The following is an 18,444-nucleotide window of genomic DNA, read 5'->3' as shown; positions in this document are numbered from 1 at the left end:
TATTTTGAATTTTTTTACAAGTATAGCTTAACTTGTTTCATTGTGGAAGAGGATTTACGATGGATATGTCATAATAAAAGAAGGAAAAATAAACCGGAAGAGGGGAGTAATATGCTTCACCATATTGAATTATATGTATCCCGTTTAGAAGAATCCCGGAGTTTCTGGGGCTGGCTGTTACACGAACTCGGCTATCAGGTTTATCAGGAGTGGAACAACGGATTTAGTTACAGAAAGGATCATTTTTATATCGTTTTCGTACAGACGGAGGAACGGTTCATGGACGTACCGTATCATCGATGCCGAGTGGGCTTGAACCATTTAGCCTTTCATGCAGACAGCAGGGAGCAGGTCGATCTTCTAACGGCAAAGCTTGAGGAACAGTCAGTTTCCATTCTTTATCAGGACCGTCATCCTTTTGCTGCTGGTGAAGACTATTACGCTGTTTTCTTTGAGGACCCTGACCGGATAAAAGTAGAAATCGCCGCACCGCCCGTTATAACAAAAACTCCCTGATCGCCCAGGGAGTTTTATTTATTCAACAATTGTTTTCTTCTCAAGTTTCTTCTTTTTAAAATAAGGCGCGTAAATCATGATTGCAGCGATGTGTGCAAAGATGACGTTAGCAACAAATATGCTGATAAACAGCGTGTGCATCAACGGGCTCATGTCAACTTTAGCCAAGTGCAGAATCATATAAAGCCAAATAACAGCGATAAATGGTATCTGCATGAGAGCCATTTTTTTGCTTTCTGTCCAAAGAAATAGTGGCGTGGCTGTAGCGATGAAAAGATACAGTACAAAAACGTCCATGATGAGTCAACCCCTTCCAGTGTTGTTACCGCTTACAAATTTGACGAAAAATCGTCGTATTTGTGAACATTCTGTTACAAGTAGTATACCACAAGAATTTTATATTGACACATCGATTTGTAAAAATAGGACAAATCTTTTAAAGATAATTGAAAAAGAAAAACCACTTTGAGTAATGTATCAAAGTGGTTTGAAGAGCTCGCTATTTATTTAAGGATGTATCATAGACGAGCAAAGATGATTGGTCGTCATCTGGGATGGTATAAAGCTTTATTCTCTCATCTTCCTGTTCAAGGAAAACAGGGTTTCTTGTTACAGAGTGACCTTGTGGAGAAAATAAGGAAATTGGAAGCTCATGCTCGACATCCATAGTTTTGCTGTCCAGCAAAGCCAGTCCGCCGAGCTCATATTTTCCCGGAGATGGAGCCGGCTGCGGCAGTTCTGTTACACCGCTGCAGATTAATTTATCGTTGCCAGCATCTTCACAGTCCTGATAATCAATGAAATGGCTGCTGTTTTTAGATTTTTTTTGAATTTTTCCGGTTTCATTAAACTCATAAAATGTGCGTGATCCCCAGCTTACAGCTTTTAGCTTACCACTTTTATCGTCATGTACGATGCCTCCAATATGATCGTCAGTGCGGAAGACTTCATTTGACTTCATCGTTTCGGGGTCGACTTTATAGATGATTGACTCGCTGTTTGGACGATATTCTGCAACTGATACCCATATTGATTTACCGTCAAAAGCAATACCGCCTGGGTGATACATTTGGCCTTCGCCAAGTTTGATGTCTTTTTTCAATTTTCCTTCATTATCAAAGACAAACAAGTGGCCGATTCCTTTTCCAGGTGATCGGTCGTACCCGTCTTTAAGTTCCCCGTATTTTACAGGCTTTTCGGTAACTTCTACTGAAGACATGTAATACAAGTCACCGATTTTTGTCATCCCTTGAGGGTGGAACGTGTTAAATTGCAGGTTCAGCTTTTCTTTTTGTTCCCAGACGTTTTCACGTGAAAGCTGCTGAAAAGAGTCTGCAAGGCTATCAGAAGAAGATGTATTGCTATTTGCAAAAGCCGCAGTTGCAGCAGAACCAATCGTTAATGCAGCAGCAGCTGCCAGAATTATTCTTTTCATCATTTTACCTCCTATTGGCTTTTACTTTTTAGCAGGGAGCATTAATATCGCATCACCGATCGGACGTTCTCCGGTCTTGTCAGATGGTGAATTGATTAGTTTCTGGTTAACGGTCATGGTTGTGGAGCCGCCGCCGTCAAGGTTCACAGCATCTACAGCGCCGAGTGATTTCATGATTTCTGCAGCTTCTCGGAAATTAGCGCCAATGCTATGTCCAGGTTTTCTGCCGTCGATCGTTACGAAAAGAAGGGTTCCATCCGGCTTGATCCCTGCCATTGTGCGCGGGTGGCGGCGAACACCAAATTGATAAAAGAATTCTGGATTATCATCATGGTGAAATCCTTCTGCTTTAGCAGGAATACGAACTGCTCCTTCATCCAGTAAACGTGGTCCGCCATTAATAATAGACGTATCACGTGTAATCTCCAGGGGGGTCTTTTCTTTTGTAACGTTTTCCTTTGTCTTCACTTTAGATCCGGTAACAAGGTTTTTCTTAATCCATTCAGCCGAATCTCCAGTACCAGCTATAACAATAGCATCGGGCGGGATTTTGTTGCCTCTGCTGTTATATACATTTATTACTTGTCCCTTAGAGTCGATAACAGCTTCTGCACCTTCACCAGTTGGCGTTGTATCTCCGTACGCAGAAGTGAACTTAATCAGCTCGCTATTGTCTGTACAAGTGAAATCATGCTTAGGTGCAGTCGTTTCAGTATCATCTATACCTCCGCAGCCTCGAATGAGGCCAGGAGTCCGGTTGATTCCATCCACGCTTTTTGTTGAGCCGTTAGCCGAGCGAATACTTTGTTTCGTTTCAAGAGATTCAATGCTAGCTTTATTGTTTTTATTAAGGATAAAGCTGCTTCTTCCGTTAACAGCCTCACTTTCCAACCTTCCGTTTATCATAGAGATTCCGGCAAGATCGCCTTCTGTTCCATCAGCTGGACCCATGACGAAGTAGCCGCCATTTACGGCTGCCAGAGCTTGGCTTCGCGCGCTCATTTCTGTCAGTTTTTCCTTGCCCGGAATAACTTTGGTAGCAAGTGAAGGCGTTACTTTGCCATTGAATACTTTTGGATCAATCTCAAGTACATGGGCTTTCCATGGACCGGACACAGGATCCCCAGTTTCAGATGAATGAATGGCACGGGCGTCAGCATACCCATCTTCGTTCAATTTTTTCTGTTGATCAGCAGCTTCCTGCTCGGTCTCAAATGTGTCAGTTCTCACCATGTATCCGAGCGCTCCTGCAGCGTTATCATCTTGAGGGCGCTCTCTGATTGTTATAATGACTGTTTTATATCCTTTTTGCTCTAAACCGTTTTGCAGTTTTTCAGCGTCTGCTTTTTTAGGGGAAAAGTCTATGTTAATCAAGTATCCAGCAGAATCATCTGGCTTTCCATATACGACTTCTTTATGTTTCAGACCAGGCTGCAGCTCGCTGCTGTTTAACATCATTGGCTTTGAGAATGGAGAAGCTGAGTTTTCATTTGCTGAAGCAGTTGAAGAAATGGACTGCGGGATTATTGGAGCAGAACCCAATAGTGTCATGACGGCTGTAACCGCTATGATGGATTTATTTAAAGTGAAATTCACGTTATGCCTCCTCTAGGTGTGTTATCTAACACCCTACAGGAGGATTGTTTACTTTCAATTAATTCAATGAAAAGAGTTTGTAAATAATAAAACGCACACATATTGTGTGCGTTGCCGATTAAAACTTATAAACCCAAAAGCGTTCCTTTTTCGCCCACTCATACATAGCAGGGTCTTGTTCTATCGCTTTGATAAGCCAGTCTGTCTGTGATTTATGCGCTTTGATGCAGTCCATTTTCCTGTCAAACACGTCAGACACGTCATTTACAATGTCAGGTTTTCCGATGCCTTCTTCAGTGTTGCGGGCAAAAGCTACGCAATGAAGCTCTGGACGGCTGTTTTCAGGAAGCAGACTAAGTGCATGAACGACCGCTTCTGCAGTTGCCTCATGATCCGGATGCACGCTGTAACCCGGATAGAAAGTAATAATGCGTGACGGCTTCAATTCTTCCACTACTTCTAAAATACGAGCTGCGAGAATATCACGGTCTTCGAATTCAACGGTTTTATCGCGGTATCCAAAGCGCCGTAAATCGGTAATTCCTACTGCTTTGCAAGCCTGATCAAGCTCAGATTTTCTGATCTCAGGCAGCGATTCACGGGTTGTAAAAGGGGGAATTCCCATATTTCGCCCCATCTCGCCTAATGTTAAACAAATATAGGTGACAGGCACTCCGCGGTTCGTCAGCTGGGCGATGGTCCCGGCTACGCCAAATGCTTCGTCATCTGGATGAGGGAAAACAACTAATATGTGCTCATTCACGTGTGGTGCCTCCTTATTCAAACGGATTACGGCTGATCTGAAGTGCTACGGCCAGCTTGCCCTCGGCATCATGGCCAGCAAGCAAGAGGCGGCCGCTGCTGTCGAGTTCCCAGTGTGTCAATCCTTCAGCATAGATCCAGCCAAGTTCTATCTTCAAGCCGACCCGGTAAGGTCCCGGTCCTGTTATTTTGCCAGAGTCAAAGTTTACCTTACCGTTTCGTATGTAGGCGTTAACGGTAAGTACCTTTTCGTTATTATGATTAGCATAAGCGCCATTGGTTGTTTCAAGGTGGAGATAAACGTCTTCTCCGAAAAATTGTTCAATTACCGGCTGCACATGCTCAATTAGTATCGGCTGCATGAAGTCACACTCCCTGAAATCTTCTTAACGCTTATTATAATGGAAAAGCCTTCAGAACCTATACCAATCTGCTTTACTTATCTTATTTAGAGAGTTAAATATAGGTGAAAGCCGCTCGGTATACACGGATAAAAAAGCAAAAGAGCCTTATGGAAAGGCTCTTTCAAGTTACTAATATGGTCAGCGGCTGTTTCGGTAAGCACCGTGCCATGTTGGCCCCACATATTCGTTAAGCGGGAAGGACTCTTTAATGGCTGCCGTAACAAATTCTTTGGCTGTGTAGATAGCATCTCTTGGGTGTGCACCCTTCGCCAGTTCAGCAGCGATGGCCGCAGAAAACGTGCATCCTGCTCCATGAGTATATTTCGTATCAATACGTTCACCTTCAAGAAGCTCAAACGTTTCGCCATCATAAAGAAGGTCGACAGCTTTCTCGTGCTCAAATTTGCCGCCGGCAGTAATAACAACAAATTGAGCGCCGTTCTGCTGGATTTTTTGTGCTGCTTCCTTCATTTGTTCTATGGTTGTGATCGGCTCCATCCCAGCTAGCTGTGCAGCCTCGAACAAGTTAGGTGTCACGACCGTAGCTTTCGGTACAAGAACGTTTTGAAGAGTTTCGGCTAGTTCTGGGTGAAGCGGTTCAGCTCCCTTGCATACCATAACCGGGTCGATGACGACATTTTTAAGGTTATGTTTTTCAATCATGTCGGCGGCTGCCTGAATGACTTCAACTGATGCAAGCATTCCCGTTTTAAGCGCATCAGCACCGATGCCAGAAATCGTTGTTTCAAGCTGTGCCTTGAATAGATCAACCGGGAGAAGGAACACTTCATGGAACCAGTCTCTGTGAGGATCTTGTGCAACTACAACGTTAAGAGCAGTCATACCGTACACGCCGAGTTCCTGGAAGGTTTTTAAGTCTGCTTGAATACCTGCGCCGCCGCTAGTATCGGATCCGGCAATAGTCAATGCTTTGTATTTTGACATAATATATGCTCCTTTACCTATTGAAATTTAGTTTGATATTCCGATTATAACAAAAACAGGAGAAAAAAGAGTAAGAGTAGAATTGTGAGGGTAAAAGAGAGTACGGAGAGGGTGAGAGATATGGATTTATTCTTTCATATGGCGGAACAGAGAATTAAAGAAGCACAGCGTGAAGGAGTTTTTGAAGACCTTCCTGGAAAAGGAAAGCCGCTAAAATTGGAAGACGAGTCATCAATTCCCTCCGACCTGAGGGCATCTTATAAGGTTTTAAAAAATGCCGGCATGGTACCTGAAGAAGTTCAGCTGAAAAAGGAAGTTTTAAGGATTGAAGATCTTATACATTGCTGTACGGCGATGGACGAACAGGAAAGACTGAAAAAGCAGCTGAATGAAAAAACATTGCGTTTTCAGGAACTGATGGAACGAAGAAAGCTGAGCCAGTCGGTGTGGTCAAGCTATGGAGCGCAAATAAATCGGAAATTTTGATAGGACAAAAGACTCAATTCGAAAATTCAGCGACATCATTTGCGGAATTAAATCAAAAAGAATGTTTTTTCACTATAAAATGCAGGAAAGCTTTTCCCTTTACTACGGGAAAGGCTTTTTTTATTGCCGTCTGCTTGCTATATATTGCAGATAAATTGGACGCCTTTACCAGGTTGACTAACCTGTATATACAAGTTAGTATGTAGGAGAAACATGTATATACAAGTTTACAGGTGTTCAATTTTCAGCAATTGGGAATGAATATCTAAGACGTTCTATTTCAGGTTAATCTTTTAGATAAAATGAAAACGCTTGCGGGAGGTAATGAAATGAGCAACATTCGTGAAACAGCAGAACAAATCGTGCAGGCAGTCGGCGGAAAGGAAAATATCTCGGCTGCAACGCACTGTGTAACAAGACTGCGCTTTGCTTTAAAAGATGAAAGCAAAGTTGACAGCAGCGCGCTTGAAAATATTGATCTTGTAAAAGGATCATTTTCGGCAAACGGTCAATATCAGGTTGTTATCGGACAAGGAACTGTTGATAAGGTCTATAACGAACTCGTTGACATTACTGGCATGGGCAGGGCGAGCAAACAGGATATAAAGGATGAAGCGGAAAAGAAACTGAATCCGCTGCAGCGGGCTATTAAGACGCTGGCAGATATTTTTATTCCTATTTTGCCTGCCATTGTAACCGCTGGTTTGCTTATGGGTATCAACAACATCCTGACGGGTCCTGGCATTTTTTATGATGAAAAATCTTTTGTAGATGTGAATACAGGCTGGAAGGACTTTGCGGACATCATAAATGTAATCGCAAACACCGCATTTACCTTCTTGCCGGCGCTTATTGGATGGTCGGCAGTTAAAAAGTTTGGCGGATCTCCGCTGCTCGGTATCGTGCTCGGTTTGATGCTCGTACACCCTAGTCTTTTAAATGCATGGGAATACGGAAAAGCGCTTGAAGCGGGTAAAATCCCGTATTGGAATCTCTTTGGATTTGATGTCGCGAAAGTCGGTTACCAAGGCCAAGTACTGCCTGTTCTTTTCGCTTCTTATATTTTGGCAAAGATTGAACTGTTCCTCGATAAGAGGATACCTGATGCATTCAAGCTGCTTTTAGTAGCGCCGATTACGCTGCTCGTTACTGGCTTCTTATCTTTTATCCTGATCGGACCGGTAACATTCGCTATCGGAAATGCGATCACGGATGGATTCGTGTCAATTTTTGACCATTTTGCATGGCTCGGCGGACTGATCTACGGCGGTTTTTATGCACTTCTTGTTGTCACTGGAATGCACCACACATTCTTGGCGGTTGACCTGCAGCTTGTTACAAATGCAGGGGGAACCTTCCTATGGCCGATGCTCGCACTTTCAAATATTGCGCAAGGATCAGCTGCGCTGGCTATGATGTTTGCGGCAAGAGATGAAAAGCTTAGAGGCTTGTCTTTAACATCTGCAATTTCGGCATATCTTGGCATAACTGAGCCAGCTATGTTCGGTGTTAACCTGCGCTTTAAATATCCATTTATTTTCGCGTGTATTGGATCTGCGATTGCTGGAATCACCATCACGATTCAAGGTGTAAAAGCATCTTCTATCGGTGTTGGCGGACTGCCAGGATTCTTGTCTATCATTCCTGAATTCTGGGGTGCATTCTTTATTGGAATGGCGATTTCTCTAATCGTACCATTTGTGCTTACTTTCCTTTATGCGAAGGTAAAGCTTCGAAAACAATAAACGAGAGGGTGCAGGAATAGTGAAAGAACCTTGGTGGAAAAAAGCTGCGGTCTATCAGATTTATCCGAAAAGCTTTCGTGATACGACAGGCAGCGGTGAAGGTGACCTTAACGGGATTACTGAAAAGCTCGATTATATAAAGTCACTCGGAACTGATGTAGTATGGCTTACTCCTGTTTACTCGTCGCCGCAGAAGGACAACGGCTATGATATCAGCGATTATTACGCTATTCATGAGGAATACGGGACGATGGAGGACTTTGAAAGGCTGCTTTCTGAAGCTCATAAAAGAGGACTGAAAATCATCATGGATATTGTAGTGAACCATACTTCAACAGAGCATGAATGGTTTCAGCGTGCAAAGGAATCAAAGGACAGTCCTTACCGAGATTATTACATTTGGAAAGAGCCAGGGCAGGACGGTAAAGAGCCGACAAACTGGATATCAAAATTTGGAGGGCCAGCTTGGCAGCTCGACGAGAAAACAGGTGAATATTACCTTCATTTGTTTGATGTCACGCAAGCTGATTTAAATTGGGAGAATGAAAAGCTGCGTAAAGAAGTCTACGATATGATGACTTTTTGGTTTGAGAAAGGAGTTGATGGCTTTCGCCTTGATGTCATCAACTTGATTTCTAAGAACCAGGCATTCCCGAATGATGACGGTTCAGTCCCTCCCGGTGACGGACGCAAGTTTTATACGGACGGCCCGAGAGTTCATGAATTCATGCAGGAGATGTACAAGAACGTCTTTTCAAAATATGATGTGATGACGGTAGGAGAGATGTCCTCAACATCGATTGATCATTGCATCAAGTACAGCAATCCAGAACGCGGCGAGCTAAGCATGACGTTTAATTTCCACCATTTGAAAGTAGATTATCCGAACGGTGAAAAGTGGAGCGTAGCCGACTTTGATTTCCTTAAATTAAAACAGATCTTATCTGAATGGCAGGTCCGCATGAATGAAGGCGGCGGCTGGAACGCTCTGTTCTGGTGCAACCATGACCAGCCAAGAATTGTTTCCCGGTATGGAGATGACGGCGAGTATAGAGTTCAGTCTGCAAAAATGCTCGCTACGTGTATCCATATGATGCAGGGCACACCATATATTTATCAAGGTGAAGAGTTCGGAATGACAAATCCCGGCTTCAACGATATCAGTCAGTACAGGGACGTAGAGTCGCTCAATATGTTCGAGATTCTTAAAGCTGAAGGAAAAGATGATGCTGAGATCCTAGAGATTTTGAAGCACAAATCGCGTGATAATTCGCGCACTCCAGTCCAATGGGACGCATCTGAAAACGCAGGCTTTACTTCGGGAACTCCTTGGATTCCTGTAGCTGACAATTACAAAGAGATCAATGCAAATCTTGCTGTCAAAGATCAAAGCTCTGTATTCTATCATTATCAGGATCTCATCAAGCTACGAAAAGAGCTGGATATCGTTACAGAAGGGAATTATGAACTTCTGCTTGAAGATGATTCTAGAATCTTTGCGTATCTCAGAAATGGAAATAACGAAAAGCTGCTCGTCGTCAATAACTTTTACAGTCAGGAAGCAGAAGCTGTTTTGACTGACAGTGTTCAATTAGAGCACTTTGCTTCTGAAATTTTGTTATCGAATTACAATGATTCACCTGCTCTTTCAAATCGCATAAAGCTTCGACCATATGAATCGATTATTTATCACCTTAAAAAGTAGTGCTACAATTTTAGCAGGTGATATCATATGAAAACAAACAAGTTTATTGCGGTTTACCATGAATGGGCAGATATGATTAATACAGGAGAAATAGCTCCTTTGTCCAAGCTTCCTTCAGAAAATGAACTTGCGCAAAAACACGAAACATCAAGAGAGACCATTCGCAAAGCATTGCAGATGCTTGCGGAAAACGGATATATTCAGAAAATCAGAGGAAAAGGCTCTGTTGTTCTGGATGTAAGCAAGTTAAGTTTTCCTGTATCAGGACTCGTAAGCTTTCAGGAGCTTGCGAAAAGCATGGGCAAAGAAACGAGAACGATCGTACATGAAATACAGGTCGTCAAACCAGATGAACGGCTTCAGCAAAGCCTTCATGCAAAATGCAGCGATGAAGTATGGAAAGTTTTACGAGTAAGGGAGATTGAGGGCGAAAAAGTGATTCTAGACAAGGACTTCTTTATGCGTTCTTTCGTCCCATCACTGACAAAGGAAATATGCGAAGGTTCTATTTATGAATACTTGGAAAATGATCTTGGACTTCCGATATCATTTGCTAAAAAAGAAATTGTCGTTGAAGAGGCCACAGAAGAAGATAAATCCGTTCTTGACCTAGATGGATTCACTCATATTGTTGTAGTTAAGAACACGGTATATCTTGAAGACGCCAGCCTCTTTCAATACACTGAATCCAGGCACAGACTGGATAAATTCAGGTTTGTCGACTTTGCGCGGCGAAGAAGCTGAAACAAAATAGAACTTCCAACACGGCCCTAGCAGCTATTATCTCTGCTGGGGCTTTCTTGATGGATTCGCGGGGTACGGTACCATTGACCAATGGTACCGTACCCCACAAACAAGCTAACCCTTAAGACCTATGATGTTGACAGAATCAGCCTTCTTAGTTATTATAGGTAACTGTACCAACTCGCTTCAACGCATAAAAGCGTTTAAGTAAGTGGGCGAATGTGCCTATTCCATTTAACAGCAAGAAGAAGGAGAGATTTTTATGAACAGCAAGATTTCAGCACCTGGGTTGATTGCCGTGTTGTTTTTATTATTTGGCATCATGTTTTCAAGCCTTGTGTTATTAAAGGTTGAGCCACATGTGCCGCTTATGGTTTGTGTTATCGTGCTCGGAGCATATGGCATTATCTGTGGCGCTGACTGGAAAACGATTGAGAAAGGGCTCATTCAAGGCATCACGAGCGGACTGCAGCCTGTACTGATTCTGCTGGTTATCGGTTTTGTTATTGCCAGCTGGATGATGAGCGGCACTGTCCCAACCTTGCTGTATTATGGAATGGATTATATTCAGCCTGAATGGTTCGCTTTAAGTGCTCTATTTATTACAATTTTAGTATCAACCTTTACTGGAAGCTCGTTTACGACGATTGGAACAGTCGGCGTGGCGCTGATGGGAATCGGGCAGGTAATGGACGTTCACCCTGGTATCGCAGCCGGAGCAATCGTATGCGGAGCTTTCTTTGGGGATAAAATGTCTCCATTATCCGATTCAACGAATCTTTCACCAGGTATTGCAGGGGTAAACATGTTTACGCATATCCGGCACATGCTGTGGACAACTGTCCCGTCATTGGCCATTACAGCAGTCATTTTCTTTTTTATCGGCCATGAGAACGCGGCAGGAAACGCAGCAGAGCTCGAAAAGATTCGCCAAACCCTGAGCAGTAATTTTCCTGTACATCCGTTAACGCTGCTTTCGCCAATCGCGGTCATGGTATTGGCATTCCGCCGTCTTCCGATCGTACCTACTTTGCTGGCGGGTGTCGCATTATCAATCATTACAGCATTTGTTCTCGTACCTGACCTTACGCTTGCTAAAGTCGCGTCCGTCATGCAAAACGGCCTGCAAATGCAGACTGGAAACAGTGCGGTAGACAGCATTGTCAACAAAGGCGGTCTGATTCCGATGATGTGGTCGATCTCACTCATTATGATCGCACTTTCACTTGGCGGTCTGATTCAAGTGCTTGGCATTTTTGAACTTTTGCTAAGTGCCATTCAAGATAAGCTTCATAAAGCAGGAAACTTAATTGCAGCGACAGTCGCATCTTCTGTAGGGATAAACCTTCTGGCAGGAGAGATGTACCTTTCAATCATGCTGCCAGGTCAAGCATTCAAGCCGCAATACGAAAAAGCAGGAGTGCCTTTAAAGAATCTATCCCGTACCCTTGAGGACGCAGGCACACTTGTTAATCCACTCGTGCCTTGGAGTGTGAGCGGTGCATTTATTGCTGCAACTCTAAATGTTCCTGTGCTGGATTACTTGCCATTTGCATTCATGCTTTGGCTTTCACCGCTGTTTGCGCTATTCTTTGGCTTTAGCGGAATCGGCTTGGGAATGAAAAGAAATGCAGAGAAATCTAAACAAACTGCTGCTTAATGTAAAAAGCTCCTCATATCGAGGGGCTTTTTCTTTTCAAATAATGGAAGTGGAATCTCTCTTATCTAGTATAATAATAGCGATAAGGGGGCTTGGATACGCATGACAAGTTTAATTCAATCAACAGACTTCCCACGGACAAAGACATCGATTTTGCAGGATTTAAAAGAACTCGGTGTGAAAAAGGGAATGACCATTATCGTGCACTCCAGTTTGAAGTCAATAGGATGGACGGTCGGGGGAGCAGCAGCTGTTGTGGAAGCGTTAATGGAGGCTGTTACAGAAGAGGGTACCATTGTTATGCCGGCACAGAGCGGGGATTTATCAGATCCGTCACATTGGCAGAACCCTCCTGTGCCTGAAAGCTGGTGGGAGACCATCAAGAATGAGATGCCGGCTTACGATCCACGAACTACGCCTACATGGTTTATGGGAAAGATTGTGGATATGTTCCGCAGCTATCCAGATGTGAAACGGAGCGGTCATCCGACTCTTTCATTTGCTGCATGGGGAAAAAATAGAGACTATATTGTAAACGAGCATCCTTATGACAACGGATTAGGGGAAGAATCGCCGCTTGCTAAAATTTATGCATTGAACGGATCTGTTCTTCTGCTGGGTGCAGGTTATGACAGCAACACATCCATGCATTTGGCGGAGCACCGTGCACTTGGCTTAGAAACAGAGAGTTCAGGAAGTCCAGTTATGGAAAATGGGGTTAGAGTTTGGAAAACATACATACGTGGAGTTTATCAGGAAGAGCTGTTCCCGGAAATTGGAGCTGCATTTGAACAAGAGCACAAGGTGTTAAGAGGGAAAATTGGTTCGGCGGACTCTCATCTTATGAGCCAAAGAGAACTAGTGGATTTTACTGAAAACTGGCTGAACAAAAAGCGAAATTGACAGCGATATGCTGGTGAATGTTTATGGATAACACAGAAAAGGAACACCATTACCGTAAAACTCTAAAGGAGGCGGTAATGTGAAATTAAAAAAGTTAATGACAGGAAGCATTGAAACTTGCGAGCCATCAACTCCTATTCAGGAAGTAGCGAGTCTAATGAGAACCATGGAAGTTGGATCAATACCTGTCGTAGAAAATGGTGAATTAGTTGGTATCGTTTCAGACCGTGATATTGTCATTCAAAGCGTAGCAGATGGTACAATCAACTGTACAGCAAGTGATGTAATGACGAGAAACCCCGTTACAGGAGAAATTGACATGACAGTCGAGGATGCGAAGAGACTTATGTCAGAACATCAAGTTCGCCGTCTTCCTATCATGGAAAATGGTAGAGTTGCTGGCATCGTTTCCTTAGGTGACTTAGCTGTAAAAGATATTGATAACAACAAAGCGGGAGATGCGCTTACTGAGATTTCTAAATCATAACCGAACGACTTCACAAAAAAGAGGATCACGCCAGATAATTACTCTGGCGTGATCCTCTTTTCATTATCAGCTTATTGTCATTACTTCATGTTTGGCCGCCAGTTCAACAAAGTGTGCCATGCTTGATATCTCGCCTGCGGTCAGATCATTTTCGACGCCATAGTGATCGACGCATGTTTTGCACGCGTACACCTTAACCCCTTTTTCCTGAAGCTCTTTCGCATGGAGAGAGGTAAGCGACTGATTCGTAAGACAGTATACACCTTTGTTCATAAAAAAGACGGCTGCAGGGAGTTCAGGCTGCTGTTTTAATACAGTGAAGAAGGTTTCCATAACAGTTTCCCCGAGTTCTTGTTCACCTTTGCCGAACGTGTCTGATGTTACGAGTACTACTTTATTGTTCATACAGCACCTCTTTTTCTATCAAGTATATCATGAAAAAAACCTCCATCCATGGATGAAGGTTTATGATTTTTCCTCTTCAGTTTCAATATCGATGTAATTCGGCAGTGCTTTTTTCGGAATAGAGATCTTCAATACTCCGTCACCAAACGTTGCACGCAAATCTTCCTGCCGAATCCGGAACGGAAGCGGTATGACCCGTTCAATTCTTTTTACCTGGCCGTTAAATTGCCTCGCTTTATTCAGAGAGTTTTCAATTTGGGTGCTCTCGTTCCGCTGTGCTACAATCCTTACTGCTTGATCAAAGACTTCAAGCTGAATATCTTTCATACTGTAATCATGCAGATGGGCATTAATGATGTATTTGTCAGGCGTTTCATCTGTTTCTACTAAAAACGACAGGTTCTCCATGATCTGCTTGTATTGGACGAACCCTTTATCAACGAGGTCTTCGAAAGACTTCAGCCAGCTCGACAGAGAGCGGTCATTAAAAGAGAGCATTCAATCTACCTCCTGAAAATAAAGTATTTACGCGTTAGCAGCGACATTGGAATCAAGAGCATCTGTGTCAATCGTGTTTGTTCCGCTGATGACAGTGACCGTCTGTACAAAATTCCCCGTATTGGCTCCGCCAGCTCCATTGTACGATTTACTTGTGCTTTTCGGATTAATAATGAAGCTGTCGCCGAAATTCACCTGTCCATTTGCTGCATTTATATTAATGGGGGCAACGATGAGTGATGGCATATATCCGCTCCTCTCCAGCCTTTTTTACACGATATTCACGGACGCGCCCATGTGTTACTTATTTAAGCCTTTTTCTAAATGAAAGGCGGAGTTTTCAATGAAGTGTGAGCTTCATTGCATATTCCATGAGAAATGTTCCAATTTTAGTTTCAATTGCATCGGTTGGTCCATTCATGTTATTTGCTCAATCATCTTGAATTCATCCTTGATAAAGTTGATTGGAGTGTAAGGCGCCGACTCCAGCGGGACGAGCGGTCAGGTGAGACCCTTTAGGTCGCGTAGCGGCAAAGGGGCTCACCGGACGCCCCGCGGAAAGCGTGCGCGTGAAACGGAGATCAACCCCTTCATAGCTTTCTTGAAGAGGCATATTATTTACGAAAAATAGTAAAAGAACATTTCTTGGGCTCTTTGCATAGCATGATGACAGAAATATGAAGAAGCGGGTGATGCCCATGCCGGCCATTGTTGGATCAATTTCTATCACATCTATTGGCAACAGTTCGGTTTTGAATGTTGGGGACGTACAGTCCATGTGTCCAGTAAGCTATGCCAAAACGTATGCTGGAGCAGGTTCCTTTAACACGGGCGATCACATTAATGTTCAGAACGGCTATAGTATGACCTACACGTATGATGCAGATAACAACGATCAAAACGTCGTAGCGAATAATTAATAATCCCCTCAAATCAGGCATATATTTCAGACAGAGGGGTGTGTTTATGAACGATCAGTTTAATGTATACAGTTATATGCAGCAGATTCAGGAATTGGTCAGCACTCAAAAAGAAAGGCTGCTGGTTCTAGAAGAGCAGGTGAAAGAGCTGACGAAACAAGTGGAAGAATTAAAGTCCAAACCGCCGCAAAATATTGAATATAAATTTGATCAGCTTAAAATTGAACGGCTGGATGGCACGCTTAATATAGGAATCACTCCTTCTTCTGATGATTCAAAGGAGCTAGTTGAACAGTTTACAGCCGGAAAAAACACGATTTCTACCGGAAGTACGGAATGGATGACATCTGATCCGTTTTTCAGTGATGTAAGAGGCGGCTTAGAAGACTTTTTCAAAGAAGAAATCATCGTTGAAGTTAAAAAGCTTGAAGCAGAGATGCAATTCCCGCTTGAAGACTCATACAGGCTGTTTATGGTAGAAGATATCCAGCGTCAAATCCCAGAACGGCTCGAACATTATCGCAGCAAATATAACCCGCAGGATGAGGAAGGCAAGCAGATGATCGTGCAGAAAACGAAAGAAGATGTTATGAAATCCATCACAGCGTTCATGGAACATTTGAAAAAGAGCATCGTGGAAGGCGGTGGGGGAGGCAATGAATTTTCAGGTAACCAACATTGAACTGAATGTCGGCAGTATTGACGTAGGAAGAGTGACACTTTCTTCTCTCTTTATTGTTGGAGACGCAGACATAATCAGGATGGGAAGCATTTATGATACTCCGCCTGAATCTCTTGTTATCGGACCAGATCTCGTTCCGCTTACTAGGGAAGAATAGCTGCGTTATGAAAAGAACGTCTGTCGTTCAATCTGTCGTCGTTGATGTCTTTGACAGCGCAGGAGTATTTGAAGCAGGTGACAGCGGGGAGATAAATTGCCTGTCTTATGCCATTGCGCTTCAGAGGCAGAATGCCCGGTTTGGTTCGTATAACCTTCAGTTTGTTGATTACGACGCGTTTAAAGTAACGATCCCGATCGCAGACTTTCCTTCACCTGTTAAGAAAAGAACGTTTAACGAGCATCCGTTCATAACAGTAGGCAAAATAACTTCGGTCGGTTTTGCGAATTCGGCGGTCTTTCATATCGGCAATACGGGTAACGTGAGACTGGAATCACGTGCATTGCAAATCCGGAATTTTATCGCTCGCCCTCCAGGGTGGACAGAGAGGAGGAACGTATGAATCTCTTTGTGAGCCAGAATATTGTCATCCACCAGTTAAAGGTAGAAGGAATCTCAAACTCTTCTGTCCTGCAAGTAGGCAGTGCAGGGATGATAACGCCAGTTTCCAATCTCTATAACTCGGGAGGATTCTTAGAAAAAGCGCCGCCGATCATTCCGCCAACATTAGTTCCGCTCGCTCCTGCAACGTAAGAGAGGTGATGGACCGCCATGGATCAATGGAAAGATATGCTGGAATGGAAGAAAATAGCTGATCAATATCTCGGAAAGTCTTTTTTTCATCCGCAAAATGTTCAGGAACGGACAAAAGAAGGCTCAGCTGGAAGCATAGCCATGAATATCTACGAATCACATCACGAACTATTATGTGTGGCGGCCATGCCTGGAATCGAAAAAGATACGGATGTCACCATATCGGCGGAGCATCAAACTCTGAAAATTTCAGGTAATGTAACGATTAAAAACGGTGTTTTTAAGCCGGTGATTGAAGAATTTTGGGGCGGTGAATTTGAAAGAGAGCTGTACCTTCCGTGCCCTGTCCGAAAAGAACAGGTTAGTGCATTTTATTTAAAAGGGTTCTTGTATATCCGGCTCATGAAGCTGAAGGACAGCTACCAGCAGACGCGCATCGACTGGAAGCGGTTTGGTGATTGATGAAAGAGCTATGGACAGGTTTTTATGAGTGAGCTCAAGATTAATGATTATAAGAAGGTGTCCATGTTCATTGCTGACAGGACACCTTCTTTTTTACTCGCCTTGCTTAATAGGGGGTTCTTCCTGCTGCGTGATATTAGTGTCAGGCCCTATCTGCTTAAGGTCTTCTGCATCAGCAACTGTGCCACCGGCCATTCCTTCATTGATCATCCGGTCAATGTCCAAGTAAAGATCTTCTTTTCCTTCGTATTTCTTATCATTGTTTGCCATGATCATTCATGCCTCCTTTAGTAAGAAGGATGTCCAATAAGGGAAATTCTATTGTGGGGTACGGTACCGGATTTAAGCTTCGGTACCGTACCCCATGCACATGAATACACAATGCAGGTTTACAACCAGCCAGGCAGGGGAATAGATTCCGTGATACTAGCTGGGGGTGTGTGCCATATGATCAATTATTATGAAGTGATTGAAAAGTATATCGAATTAATACGAAAACGCCATTGGCGGGGGGAACTCGCGGCAAAGCAGTACAAGCGCAAATTGGAGCTTATCCACTTGTGGCTCATCAGAGATTCTGTGCAATCATATGCCAGGTTTAAAAAATAATAAGAGTGCTTGACTTTCCTTCTTTTTGGCCGATATTCTATTCAAACGAAGCGCTAAACAGGAAGGTGCATCATGAACAAGGATAATGATTCTATTCACAGTGAAATACCGCATTTCAGAACCTATCTGATCAATATGTTCAGTGTGCTGCTGGCTGGCTATGGAACAGCAATGATACTAGGAAGGCCTATGCTGGCAGTGTTATTTTTGGCTGCTGGTTCTGTAATATGGTTCTTAAATCGGAGAGGAAGCTTCCGTCTTAATTCAATGGCGTTCGTATTGCTTATTGTTTTGCTGATCCTATTAATCAGCAGAGTGTTCTGGCATAACGGCTATATTCAATTAGACAACACCATGCTGTTTATCTGGAAGGCTTTTTATTTTACTGGCACATTTTTCGGTATAAGCTCGCTATTCGCAGCATTGACCGATCTCGATAACCGGAACAAATCAAGATTTGTTGGCAAATACGTACTTCATGCAGTTTACTTTACTGCCGCTATTATAATTGTTCCATACTGCGTCTTTTATTTTTACGGACTGCTTATTTTTGAAGGCTATCATATAGAACTTCTGATGCCATTGCTGCTTTTCTTGGCATGGATGCTTCTTTACATAGGGCAAACTACCATTCTTACAGGATCCAAAGCAAAAGAGTGGGGAGGACTGGCTGCAGTCATCCTGCTTGCTATGTATGTTGTAACGAGATGGAATGAAATTTTATAAAAT

Annotated in this window: 26 protein-coding genes; 16 read left to right on the top strand and 10 right to left on the bottom strand. The window is 43.3% G+C overall.

The window, feature by feature from the left end:
• Positions 1 to 111 precede the first annotated feature (111 nt).
• Entirely contained in the window at positions 112 to 516 is a 405-nt protein-coding gene (locus CGZ90_RS16025) for a VOC family protein (RefSeq protein ID WP_094253532.1), read from the top strand.
• A gap of 18 nt (positions 517 to 534) precedes the next feature.
• On the opposite strand, the gene CGZ90_RS16020 is transcribed toward CGZ90_RS16025, so the two are convergent.
• From CGZ90_RS16020 to pdxK, 6 genes are all read right to left on the bottom strand, one after another.
• Positions 535 to 813, bottom strand: coding sequence for a spore morphogenesis/germination protein YwcE (locus CGZ90_RS16020; RefSeq protein ID WP_094253531.1), 279 nt, complete (start codon positions 811 to 813; stop codon positions 535 to 537).
• A gap of 202 nt (positions 814 to 1,015) precedes the next feature.
• Positions 1,016 to 1,954, bottom strand: coding sequence for a DUF6454 family protein (locus CGZ90_RS16015; RefSeq protein WP_240515453.1), 939 nt, complete (start codon positions 1,952 to 1,954; stop codon positions 1,016 to 1,018).
• An 18-nt stretch (positions 1,955 to 1,972) separates the two neighbouring features.
• Positions 1,973 to 3,547: a phosphodiester glycosidase family protein gene (locus CGZ90_RS16010; protein WP_094253529.1), complete on the bottom strand. Its 1,575-nt coding sequence runs from the start codon at positions 3,545 to 3,547 to the stop codon at positions 1,973 to 1,975.
• Positions 3,548 to 3,665: 118 nt separating this feature from the next.
• On the bottom strand, positions 3,666 to 4,310 hold the full coding sequence (gene bshB2, locus CGZ90_RS16005) for a bacillithiol biosynthesis deacetylase BshB2 (protein ID WP_094253528.1): 645 nt from the start codon (positions 4,308 to 4,310) through the stop codon (positions 3,666 to 3,668).
• Between the two features lie 13 nt (positions 4,311 to 4,323).
• Positions 4,324 to 4,671 carry a YojF family protein gene (locus tag CGZ90_RS16000; RefSeq protein ID WP_094253527.1) on the bottom strand — a complete coding sequence of 116 codons (348 nt, stop codon included), beginning with the start codon at positions 4,669 to 4,671 and terminating at the stop codon, positions 4,324 to 4,326.
• Positions 4,672 to 4,851: 180 nt separating this feature from the next.
• The gene (gene pdxK / locus CGZ90_RS15995; protein WP_094253526.1) at positions 4,852 to 5,658 is read right to left on the bottom strand and encodes a pyridoxine/pyridoxal/pyridoxamine kinase; all 807 of its coding nucleotides are present in this window, start codon (positions 5,656 to 5,658) and stop codon (positions 4,852 to 4,854) included.
• A gap of 120 nt (positions 5,659 to 5,778) precedes the next feature.
• Between pdxK and CGZ90_RS15990 the strand changes: the two genes are divergently transcribed.
• From CGZ90_RS15990 to CGZ90_RS15960, 7 genes are all read left to right on the top strand, one after another.
• Positions 5,779 to 6,144: a DnaJ family domain-containing protein gene (locus CGZ90_RS15990; RefSeq protein ID WP_094253525.1), complete on the top strand. Its 366-nt coding sequence runs from the start codon at positions 5,779 to 5,781 to the stop codon at positions 6,142 to 6,144.
• Positions 6,145 to 6,473: 329 nt separating this feature from the next.
• Positions 6,474 to 7,889, top strand: coding sequence for a PTS system trehalose-specific EIIBC component (treP, locus tag CGZ90_RS15985; RefSeq protein ID WP_094253524.1), 1,416 nt, complete (start codon positions 6,474 to 6,476; stop codon positions 7,887 to 7,889).
• 19 nt (positions 7,890 to 7,908) lie between these two features.
• Positions 7,909 to 9,594, top strand: coding sequence for an alpha,alpha-phosphotrehalase (gene treC, locus CGZ90_RS15980; RefSeq protein ID WP_094253523.1), 1,686 nt, complete (start codon positions 7,909 to 7,911; stop codon positions 9,592 to 9,594).
• Between the two features lie 27 nt (positions 9,595 to 9,621).
• The gene (gene treR / locus CGZ90_RS15975) at positions 9,622 to 10,338 is read left to right on the top strand and encodes a trehalose operon repressor (protein WP_094253522.1); all 717 of its coding nucleotides are present in this window, start codon (positions 9,622 to 9,624) and stop codon (positions 10,336 to 10,338) included.
• A gap of 262 nt (positions 10,339 to 10,600) precedes the next feature.
• On the top strand, positions 10,601 to 11,998 hold the full coding sequence (nhaC, locus tag CGZ90_RS15970; protein WP_094253521.1) for a Na+/H+ antiporter NhaC: 1,398 nt from the start codon (positions 10,601 to 10,603) through the stop codon (positions 11,996 to 11,998).
• A 96-nt stretch (positions 11,999 to 12,094) separates the two neighbouring features.
• On the top strand, positions 12,095 to 12,901 hold the full coding sequence (locus tag CGZ90_RS15965) for an AAC(3) family N-acetyltransferase (RefSeq protein ID WP_094253520.1): 807 nt from the start codon (positions 12,095 to 12,097) through the stop codon (positions 12,899 to 12,901).
• Positions 12,902 to 12,998: 97 nt separating this feature from the next.
• The gene (locus CGZ90_RS15960) at positions 12,999 to 13,388 is read left to right on the top strand and encodes a CBS domain-containing protein (RefSeq protein WP_338032257.1); all 390 of its coding nucleotides are present in this window, start codon (positions 12,999 to 13,001) and stop codon (positions 13,386 to 13,388) included.
• Between the two features lie 66 nt (positions 13,389 to 13,454).
• Here CGZ90_RS15960 and CGZ90_RS15955 read toward each other — a convergent pair whose 3' ends face one another.
• Genes CGZ90_RS15955 through CGZ90_RS15945 form a run of 3 tightly spaced genes read right to left on the bottom strand, consistent with a single transcriptional unit; the run spans position 13,455 to position 14,537 of the window.
• On the bottom strand, positions 13,455 to 13,793 hold the full coding sequence (locus tag CGZ90_RS15955; RefSeq protein WP_094253518.1) for a DsrE family protein: 339 nt from the start codon (positions 13,791 to 13,793) through the stop codon (positions 13,455 to 13,457).
• Between the two features lie 60 nt (positions 13,794 to 13,853).
• Entirely contained in the window at positions 13,854 to 14,291 is a 438-nt protein-coding gene (locus CGZ90_RS15950; protein WP_094253517.1) for an Hsp20/alpha crystallin family protein, read from the bottom strand.
• Between the two features lie 27 nt (positions 14,292 to 14,318).
• Positions 14,319 to 14,537, bottom strand: a complete 219-nt coding sequence (locus CGZ90_RS15945; protein WP_094253516.1) for a spore germination protein — start codon at positions 14,535 to 14,537, stop codon at positions 14,319 to 14,321.
• 452 nt (positions 14,538 to 14,989) lie between these two features.
• On the opposite strand from CGZ90_RS15945, the gene CGZ90_RS15940 reads away from it, so the two are divergent.
• Genes CGZ90_RS15940 through CGZ90_RS15915 form a run of 6 tightly spaced genes read left to right on the top strand, consistent with a single transcriptional unit; the run spans position 14,990 to position 17,106 of the window.
• The gene (locus tag CGZ90_RS15940; RefSeq protein WP_094253515.1) at positions 14,990 to 15,211 is read left to right on the top strand and encodes a spore germination protein; all 222 of its coding nucleotides are present in this window, start codon (positions 14,990 to 14,992) and stop codon (positions 15,209 to 15,211) included.
• 46 nt (positions 15,212 to 15,257) lie between these two features.
• A complete protein-coding gene (gene gerPC, locus CGZ90_RS15935; protein WP_094253514.1) occupies positions 15,258 to 15,893 on the top strand; it encodes a spore germination protein GerPC in 636 nt (211 codons plus the stop codon).
• Positions 15,868 to 16,050 (top strand): spore gernimation protein GerPD, encoded by a 183-nt coding sequence (locus CGZ90_RS15930; protein WP_094253513.1) that lies wholly within the window; start codon positions 15,868 to 15,870, stop codon positions 16,048 to 16,050. The genes gerPC and CGZ90_RS15930 overlap by 26 nt, the downstream gene beginning before the upstream one ends.
• Positions 16,051 to 16,057: 7 nt before the next feature.
• On the top strand, positions 16,058 to 16,453 hold the full coding sequence (locus CGZ90_RS15925; RefSeq protein ID WP_165766885.1) for a spore germination protein GerPE: 396 nt from the start codon (positions 16,058 to 16,060) through the stop codon (positions 16,451 to 16,453).
• A complete protein-coding gene (locus CGZ90_RS15920; protein WP_094253511.1) occupies positions 16,450 to 16,644 on the top strand; it encodes a spore germination protein GerPB in 195 nt (64 codons plus the stop codon). The genes CGZ90_RS15925 and CGZ90_RS15920 overlap by 4 nt, the downstream gene beginning before the upstream one ends.
• An 18-nt stretch (positions 16,645 to 16,662) precedes the next feature.
• A complete protein-coding gene (locus CGZ90_RS15915) occupies positions 16,663 to 17,106 on the top strand; it encodes an Hsp20/alpha crystallin family protein (protein WP_094253510.1) in 444 nt (147 codons plus the stop codon).
• Positions 17,107 to 17,199: 93 nt separating this feature from the next.
• Here CGZ90_RS15915 and CGZ90_RS15910 read toward each other — a convergent pair whose 3' ends face one another.
• Complete coding sequence (locus CGZ90_RS15910) at positions 17,200 to 17,376, bottom strand: hypothetical protein (protein WP_240515452.1); 177 nt, start codon at positions 17,374 to 17,376, stop codon at positions 17,200 to 17,202.
• A 177-nt stretch (positions 17,377 to 17,553) separates the two neighbouring features.
• Here CGZ90_RS15910 and CGZ90_RS20820 point away from each other — a divergent pair, with 177 nt between their 5' ends.
• Together CGZ90_RS20820 and CGZ90_RS15900 are read left to right on the top strand one after the other, a co-directional pair.
• The gene (locus tag CGZ90_RS20820; protein WP_165766884.1) at positions 17,554 to 17,715 is read left to right on the top strand and encodes a hypothetical protein; all 162 of its coding nucleotides are present in this window, start codon (positions 17,554 to 17,556) and stop codon (positions 17,713 to 17,715) included.
• Between the two features lie 72 nt (positions 17,716 to 17,787).
• Positions 17,788 to 18,441, top strand: coding sequence for a hypothetical protein (locus tag CGZ90_RS15900; RefSeq protein ID WP_094253507.1), 654 nt, complete (start codon positions 17,788 to 17,790; stop codon positions 18,439 to 18,441).
• The last annotated feature ends 3 nt before the right edge of the window (positions 18,442 to 18,444 follow it).

Origin of the sequence: Fictibacillus aquaticus, assembly GCF_002245695.1 — a bacterium.
GTDB lineage: Bacteria > Bacillota > Bacilli > Bacillales > Fictibacillaceae > Fictibacillus > Fictibacillus aquaticus.
Note: the sequence above shows the minus strand (reverse complement) of the source record. Positions and strands in the feature narration are given on the sequence as shown.

Coding starts and splice junctions, on each gene's coding strand:
- CGZ90_RS15900 (WP_094253507.1), top strand. CDS start 17,788: ATGAACAAGGATAATGATTCTATTCACAGTGAAATACCGCATTTCAGA.
- CGZ90_RS15990 (WP_094253525.1), top strand. CDS start 5,779: ATGGATTTATTCTTTCATATGGCGGAACAGAGAATTAAAGAAGCACAG.
- CGZ90_RS15945 (WP_094253516.1), bottom strand. CDS start 14,537: ATGCCATCACTCATCGTTGCCCCCATTAATATAAATGCAGCAAATGGA.
- CGZ90_RS15930 (WP_094253513.1), top strand. CDS start 15,868: ATGAATTTTCAGGTAACCAACATTGAACTGAATGTCGGCAGTATTGAC.
- CGZ90_RS20820 (WP_165766884.1), top strand. CDS start 17,554: ATGATCAATTATTATGAAGTGATTGAAAAGTATATCGAATTAATACGA.
- treP (WP_094253524.1), top strand. CDS start 6,474: ATGAGCAACATTCGTGAAACAGCAGAACAAATCGTGCAGGCAGTCGGC.
- CGZ90_RS15925 (WP_165766885.1), top strand. CDS start 16,058: ATGAAAAGAACGTCTGTCGTTCAATCTGTCGTCGTTGATGTCTTTGAC.
- CGZ90_RS15920 (WP_094253511.1), top strand. CDS start 16,450: ATGAATCTCTTTGTGAGCCAGAATATTGTCATCCACCAGTTAAAGGTA.
- CGZ90_RS15940 (WP_094253515.1), top strand. CDS start 14,990: ATGCCGGCCATTGTTGGATCAATTTCTATCACATCTATTGGCAACAGT.
- CGZ90_RS15960 (WP_338032257.1), top strand. CDS start 12,999: ATGACAGGAAGCATTGAAACTTGCGAGCCATCAACTCCTATTCAGGAA.
- nhaC (WP_094253521.1), top strand. CDS start 10,601: ATGAACAGCAAGATTTCAGCACCTGGGTTGATTGCCGTGTTGTTTTTA.
- CGZ90_RS15955 (WP_094253518.1), bottom strand. CDS start 13,793: ATGAACAATAAAGTAGTACTCGTAACATCAGACACGTTCGGCAAAGGT.
- CGZ90_RS15910 (WP_240515452.1), bottom strand. CDS start 17,376: ATGGCAAACAATGATAAGAAATACGAAGGAAAAGAAGATCTTTACTTG.
- CGZ90_RS16020 (WP_094253531.1), bottom strand. CDS start 813: ATGGACGTTTTTGTACTGTATCTTTTCATCGCTACAGCCACGCCACTA.
- pdxK (WP_094253526.1), bottom strand. CDS start 5,658: ATGTCAAAATACAAAGCATTGACTATTGCCGGATCCGATACTAGCGGC.
- CGZ90_RS16015 (WP_240515453.1), bottom strand. CDS start 1,954: ATGATGAAAAGAATAATTCTGGCAGCTGCTGCTGCATTAACGATTGGT.
- CGZ90_RS15915 (WP_094253510.1), top strand. CDS start 16,663: ATGGATCAATGGAAAGATATGCTGGAATGGAAGAAAATAGCTGATCAA.
- CGZ90_RS16000 (WP_094253527.1), bottom strand. CDS start 4,671: ATGCAGCCGATACTAATTGAGCATGTGCAGCCGGTAATTGAACAATTT.
- gerPC (WP_094253514.1), top strand. CDS start 15,258: ATGAACGATCAGTTTAATGTATACAGTTATATGCAGCAGATTCAGGAA.
- CGZ90_RS15950 (WP_094253517.1), bottom strand. CDS start 14,291: ATGCTCTCTTTTAATGACCGCTCTCTGTCGAGCTGGCTGAAGTCTTTC.
- CGZ90_RS16025 (WP_094253532.1), top strand. CDS start 112: ATGCTTCACCATATTGAATTATATGTATCCCGTTTAGAAGAATCCCGG.
- treR (WP_094253522.1), top strand. CDS start 9,622: ATGAAAACAAACAAGTTTATTGCGGTTTACCATGAATGGGCAGATATG.